At 65.7% G+C, this 6,066-nt stretch carries 6 protein-coding genes and 1 pseudogene; 2 read left to right on the forward strand and 5 right to left on the reverse strand.

Features of this window, described 5'->3' with window-relative positions; genetic code table 11:
- The first annotated feature begins 172 nt into the window (after window positions 1–172).
- Both GV044_RS19060 and GV044_RS19065 read left to right on the forward strand, forming a co-directional pair.
- Entirely contained in the window at window positions 173–1,597 is a 1,425-nt protein-coding gene (locus GV044_RS19060) for a L,D-transpeptidase family protein (RefSeq protein ID WP_159873900.1), read from the forward strand.
- Between the two features lie 58 nt (window positions 1,598–1,655).
- Window positions 1,656–2,087, forward strand: coding sequence for a response regulator (locus tag GV044_RS19065; RefSeq protein WP_201299161.1), 432 nt, complete (start codon window positions 1,656–1,658; stop codon window positions 2,085–2,087).
- Window positions 2,088–2,228: 141 nt separating this feature from the next.
- Here GV044_RS19065 and GV044_RS19070 read toward each other — a convergent pair whose 3' ends face one another.
- The 5 genes and pseudogenes from GV044_RS19070 to GV044_RS19090 form a co-directional block, all read right to left on the reverse strand.
- Entirely contained in the window at window positions 2,229–3,404 is a 1,176-nt protein-coding gene (locus GV044_RS19070) for a DUF3089 domain-containing protein (protein WP_159873892.1), read from the reverse strand.
- A 69-nt stretch (window positions 3,405–3,473) separates the two neighbouring features.
- Complete coding sequence (locus tag GV044_RS19075) at window positions 3,474–4,586, reverse strand: AI-2E family transporter (RefSeq protein WP_236555106.1); 1,113 nt, start codon at window positions 4,584–4,586, stop codon at window positions 3,474–3,476.
- Window positions 4,583–5,515, reverse strand: coding sequence for a signal peptidase I (lepB, locus tag GV044_RS19080; protein WP_159873894.1), 933 nt, complete (start codon window positions 5,513–5,515; stop codon window positions 4,583–4,585). The genes GV044_RS19075 and lepB overlap by 4 nt, the downstream gene beginning before the upstream one ends.
- Before the next feature lie 16 nt (window positions 5,516–5,531).
- Window positions 5,532–5,933 (reverse strand): holo-ACP synthase, encoded by a 402-nt coding sequence (acpS, locus tag GV044_RS19085; protein ID WP_159873896.1) that lies wholly within the window; start codon window positions 5,931–5,933, stop codon window positions 5,532–5,534.
- A 41-nt stretch (window positions 5,934–5,974) separates the two neighbouring features.
- Window positions 5,975–6,066: pseudogene (locus GV044_RS19090) on the reverse strand (pyridoxine 5'-phosphate synthase); the annotation flags it as partial.

Here is a 6,066-nt window from a genome sequence, read left to right on the forward strand (position 1 = left end):
CAGGACGAGTGCTTGATGTTGGCAGGGCTTAGGCGCTAATCTGCGTCACGGCGGGTGTGGGCCGGCCTGCATCATCAGGTCGGTCGATTATCAAGGTTTGGGGCGAGTTCTGGCACTCATGATTCAGCGCAGGCGAGCAGGCATCGCGGCGGTCACTCTCACGGGCGTACTCATGGCTTGGGTCGCCGTGCAGCCCGCGCTTGCCCAGAAGAGCGGCGCGCCCAAGATCACGCCGCAGCCCTCCGTGTCTGACTGGGACATTGGCGCGCCCAATACGTCGCCAAGCCCGGCTCCGTCGAGCAAGGCGCGCTCCAGCACCGCTGCGCCCACGCCGCCCGCTTCGGTCCAGGGTTTGCCGCCGGCGGTCGAGGATGCCGATCCCTCCAGCACTGCCGAGCCCGTCGTTCAGCCGGTGCCCGTGCGCGAGCCGTTGATGAACTGGCCGGTCGCAGACGCTCAGGCGCTGCTCACCACCATCCAGGGCATCAAGAGCGAAGGGCTGTTCGCCAAGGATTACCAGCCCGAGGCGCTCAAGGCGGCGATCGCGCAAGGCCCAGGGCCCGCGCTGGACCAGGTCGCCAGCCGCTCGTTCGCCTGGCTGATCGAGGATCTGCGCGACGGGCGCACGCCGGTGCCGGCGCGGGTGCAGTGGTTCGCGGTCGATCCCGACCAGGACAAGATGCCCACGGCCACCATCATGGAGCAGGCGCTCGCCAGCCACGACGTGGCCGGTGTTGTCGCCTCTCTGGCGCCGACACATCCGGACTATGCCGTTCTCAAGCAGGCGCTGGCCGACACGCCCGAGGCGCAGGCCGCCAGGAAGTCGCTGATCCGCGTCAACATGGACCGCTGGCGCTGGCTGGCGCACGACCTGGGTGAGGTCTACCTGATCACCAACGTGCCGGAGTTCCAGCTGCGGCTGACGGTCAAGAACCGCAACATCCGCACCTACAAGACCGTGGTCGGCAAGCCCGGTCGCACCGCGACGCCGCAGCTGGCCGAAACGGTCAGCGCGGTGGTGTTCAACCCGACCTGGACGGTGCCGCAGTCGATCGTCAAGGGCGAGGGGCTGGGTGCCAAGGTCATGGCCAATCCCGGCTGGGCCAAGGCGGCGGGCTATAAGGGCACGCGCGCCGAGAACGGCATGATCACGGTCGTCCAGCAGCCGGGTAAGAACAATGCCTTGGGCCTGATGAAGATCGACATGCCCAATCCCCACGCGATCTACCTGCACGACACGCCGCAGAAGCAGTATTTCAACTCCGAAGTGCGCGCCTTCAGCCACGGCTGCATCCGGACCGAACGCGCGGTGGAGCTGGGCATGACGATGGCCATCCTGGGCGCGCAGATGCCGGCCGATCAGGCGGCGGACTTGTCGCGTGCGGGTGTCTACCAGAAAGTGGCGATGACGCGGACTTTTCCGGTCTACATCACCTACATGACCATGGCGCGATCGATCGATGGCGAGCTGAAGAAGTTCGCCGACATCTATGGCCGCGACACGCCGGTGCTGGCCAGCTTCGCCGCTCCGCGAGAGGCCAAGACCACGCAGCGCGCGAGCGAGGAACCGATCATCCAGCTCGACAATCCGCTTTGATTGCAAGGTTTACCATCTTAACCTAGTGTTAAGTTGTGTAATTCCCTCGATTTTTTCAGTGGGCTGGAACGGCTTTCCGTGTGCGCTCGTTCATATCACAGGTTGGTATGACGAGTTGAGCATGGGTTCGCGATTGAAAACGAAGGTCCTCTTGGTCGAAGACGAGCCGATGATCCGAGCGATCGGCATCGACGCGCTCGAGGAAGCGGGTTTCGAAGTGATCGAGGCCAAGGACGCGGATGAGGCCGTTCGCATCCTCGAATTGCTGGGCGAGGTGCATGTGCTGTTCACTGATATCCGCATGCCTGGCAGCATGAACGGGCTTGAGTTGGCGAAGTTGGTGCACGAGCGCTGGCCGGCGATGAAGATCCTGGTGACATCGGGCGATACTTGGCCCACCCAGACGCAGATACCGGACGAAGGGCATTTTCTGCCCAAGCCTTACCGCTTGGAAGCGCTCCAGAACGAAGTCAGCTCGCTGTTGAATTGAGTGGCGGCTTTTTTGGGGTATTTCGACAAGCTCAGCACGAGCGGTCTGCGATGCTGACTCCACGCCATGACAGCCCGTTCTCACACCATGACCGACTGGTTGGGCCTGGCGAAAGCCGCGGGCTGATCGTGCAGCCGGCGCTTACTTGGCGCTAAATGCCCCCACCCGACGCGCGAGATCGGCGCGCAGGTTCGCCCAGAACAGCGTGATGTCGTATAGGTGGTAGTTGTTGCCCGGCAGCACATAGGGCCCCATGTCGAGGTCCGGCGGCGCGCCGATGTGCAGCAGGTGATCCTTCCCGCATTGGGCCGGCACCACGCCGGGAGCCAGGGTGCCGGTGCCCTGGGCAAGGTCGGGCACCAGCGTCCCCAGGTTCTCGCGTGCCGCAGCCTTGCCGTCTTCCACGCCGCTAATCGGGTTGACGCACACGAACGAAGGGTCGGCGCCGACTTCCTGGCCATCCAGTCCGCGCCGGCGGGCATAGGCACGCAGCAGCATCTCTGTCTCGGGTGGGTCGGCGAAGCTGAGCCAGCTTACCACGCAGCCCGTCGACGTCGCGTCCTTGCACGCCGGCATGCCCATCAGCGGCAAGTCGCGATCGTTGGAAACTGGCCAGCCGATGATGTAGGCGACCGCGATGCGCTTGGCCAACGGCGTGCCGGCGATCCTGTCGCGGATCAGCCGGCGCAAGTGGAAGGCGCCCTGGCTGTGACCGGCGAGCACGATCGGCTGCCCGGGACCGATCGACTTCACGAAGGTATCGAACGCCTGCGCCACGTCGCGATAGGCGAGATCGAGCGCCTGCGTCGCCTCGGGCGCGTCCGTCAGGAAGGCGCCCACCGCAGCCTGGCGATAGCGCGGTGCCCAGACGTCGGGGCTGGCGTTGAACGGGCTGGCCATGCCCTGCACGAACAGTCGCGAGCGTTGGCGCGAGACCTGATCGTCGAGCGAGGCGTTCCAGCTCGACCGGCTGACGAGGCCGGTCGGGTGGACGAAGAAAACGGCCGCATCGACCTTGCTCTCGGCCGTTACCGCGGGGGCCGCCTCGTCAGCACCCTCGCTCGCAGCTTCGCTCGCCTGGACCTGGGCGAAGTCGGATGGCAGCCAGCGCGCCGCATCGTTCTTCATGCCCGGCCTTGCGAGCCACATGTCGGGATCGTCGTAGCTCGCCTCGGCCAGCTTAGGCTGATCGGTGAACTTGGCCGAGGGCACGAAGGCGATCTCGGTCAGGTCCTGCGCGAAGATGCGCAAAGCCAGGAAGGCCAGGAGGACGAGCACGACGAGGCCCGTAACGATGTAGAGGAACTTGCGCGCCATGGTGCCTGCGGCCCTAAAGCCTAGGGCGCGTTAACGGAAGTTCCCTTGCAGGGCGAGTGCCCGCTCGGCTCACGCGGCGGCTGGTGAGGCGAGGTGCTCGCCGTTCTCCTGCTTTTCCTGGTTGCGGTCGGCGGTCCGCTCGAGCCAGACCTTGAGCATGGCCACCAGCGGGTCGGCGAGGGCCAAGCCAAGGATCCCGAACAGCACGCCCATGATCAGCTGCGCGGCCAACACCAGCGCTGGCGGCAGGTCCACCGTCTTGCGCGCGATGATCGGCACGATGACGTAGCCGTCGATCGTCTGGACCAGCGCATAGACGATGATGGTGAAGATGCCCATGTCGGCACCGCCGGAGAACCCGACCATGACCATGATAGCGCCTGAGATTGGGGCGCCGATGTTGGGCAGGGCGGCGAGCAGCCCGGTGATGAGGCCGAGCAGGAACGCCATCGGCACGCCATAGACCTGCAGCATGATCCAGGTGGCGATACCTTCCACCGCCATGCCGAGCAGGCGCCCAAACAGAAGGCGGCGCAGCGAGCGGCCCATTTCCTGGGCGCTGCGCTCGAACTCGTCGCGGCGGTCGGCAGGGAGGATCCAGGCGACGCCGCGGCGATAGATGTCGGGCTCGATCGCGAAGTAGATGCCCAGCACTACGATCAGGAACAGCGTGGTCAGGCCGCCGATCAGGCCGCCCACAGCGCGCGTGACCTGGCCGATGCCGCCCATCGCCTGTTGCGCCAGCTTCTGGACGTCACCGGTGTCGACCTTGATGCCGTGGCCCTGCAGCCAACCCAGGCCCTTGTAGAACTGGCCCTGGATGGTCGTTGGCAGCTGCGCCGCCTGCTGCGCGATCTGGCTGCCGGCGAACTGGATCGTCCACAGCATGAACGCCAGCGCTGCGATCAGCACGATGGCAACGCGCAAGCCGCGCCCGATCGGCAGGACTTTGCCCAGCAGCCGGGCGCCGCCGTCGATCAGCGCGGCGAAGACGACGCCGCCGAAGATCACCAGCAGCGATCCGGACAGGAAGATGGCGAGGCCGAACAGCAACGCGACGCCGAACCACGTCATCGCGCGGCGCACTTCGAAGCGGACGCGCGGATCGGCGATGTCGGTTGGTCCGGCGAGACCTTCGTCGATCACCTGCTCGGTGTCGGGGCGATCGGCCGGATCTGTCACGTTGCGGACCGCGGCGCAGCGGCGACTGGCTGGAGCGGCGGTCGCAGTGAAGATCCGGCGCGCCCTGTGCGCAATGCGCGCAACCAGCTCAGCGGGTTCCAGCTTTGGCTGCCGTCCAGCGAGAAGGTGATGAACTCGGCCCGGCCGCCGATGTCGGAGAGCGGCACCGGCCCGCCAAGGCCATTGCCCCACAGCGGCATGCGGCTATCGGCCGAGTGGTCGCGGTTGTCGCCCATCAAGAATACGTGCCCCTCAGGAACCATGATCTCCGGGAAGTGATCCAGAGTCTGGTTCGCGTGATCGATGATCGTGTAACTCGCACCATTGGGCAATGTTTCGCGGTAGGCGGGCAACTCGTAGACCTCGCGGCCGCTGGGCAGGCGGGTGCGGTAGTCCTCGAAGTCTTCCAGGCACGGCTTCTGGAACCCGCCGGCATCGCACATCAGCTTGTCCTCGACCGGCAATTGCACCGGCATCTCGGGACGCTGCGGTACGGGCTTGCCGTTGAGGACGATCTGGCCGTTGATCACCGCAATCCGGTCGCCGGGCAGGGCGACCACGCGCTTGATCAGGTCTTCCTTGCGGTTGCGCGGCACGACGATGACGATGTCGCCGTACTCGGGCGTGCGGCCCAGGATCCGCCAGTCGCCGCGCGGGAGCAGGTGGAAGCTGATCGACGACCAGTCCCAGCCGTACGGGTATTTGCTCACCACCAAGCGGTCTCCGACCAGCAGGTTGGGCATCATCGAGATCGAGGGGATGTAGAACGGCTTGGCAAGGAAGCTGTGGAAGCCCAGAACCGCCAGCAGCATCAGCGCAAGCCCGCGCAGTTCGCGTGGCCAGTCGACCCGGTCGGGTCCGCTGCGCGTGGCCGGATCGCCTGCCGGAATATCATCGTGCAAGGCGGCCTCGGCGTTGATGTTGCTCATGGGTTGGGCAGGGATCCTATGCGCGGCGCGCTTCAATGATGACAAAGGCCTGTGCCCATGGATGATCGTCGGTGAGGGTAAGATGAACCACAGCCTCGTATCCTTCCGGCACGAGCGTGGCGAGCCGGGCGGCGGCCCCGCCGGTGAGCGCCAGGGTCGGCGCGCCCGAGGGCGCGTTGACGACGCCGATGTCCTTCATGAACACCCCCGCCTTGAAGCCGGTGCCCACCGCCTTGGAGAACGCCTCCTTGGCCGCGAAGCGCTTGGCGAGGGTGCCGGCGATCGTGTGCGGCCGACGCGCTGCCTTCTTGCGCTCGACCTCGGTGAAGACGCGGTTGAGGAAGCGATCGCCGAAGCGGTCGAGCGACGCCTGGATGCGCTCGATGTTGCACAGGTCAGAGCCGAGGCCGATGATCATTCTTGTCCTCCCCGTACCGGGGAGGACAGATCCCGTAATTTTCACCGCACCGCGTCCATCAGCTCGCGCATCTTGGTGACGCTCGCCTCCAAGCCGCAGAAGATCGCCTCGCCAATGAGGTAATGTCCGATGT

It is taken from the genome of Novosphingobium sp. 9U (assembly GCF_902506425.1).
In the GTDB taxonomy this organism is placed as follows: domain Bacteria; phylum Pseudomonadota; class Alphaproteobacteria; order Sphingomonadales; family Sphingomonadaceae; genus Novosphingobium.

What these genes read in the sequence shown, in the direction of transcription:
- lepB (WP_159873894.1), bottom strand. Translation starts at nt 5,515, where the DNA reads ATGAGCAACATCAACGCCGAGGCCGCCTTGCACGATGATATTCCGGCA.
- GV044_RS19070 (WP_159873892.1), bottom strand. Translation starts at nt 3,404, where the DNA reads ATGGCGCGCAAGTTCCTCTACATCGTTACGGGCCTCGTCGTGCTCGTC.
- acpS (WP_159873896.1), bottom strand. Translation starts at nt 5,933, where the DNA reads ATGATCATCGGCCTCGGCTCTGACCTGTGCAACATCGAGCGCATCCAG.
- GV044_RS19060 (WP_159873900.1), top strand. Translation starts at nt 173, where the DNA reads ATGGCTTGGGTCGCCGTGCAGCCCGCGCTTGCCCAGAAGAGCGGCGCG.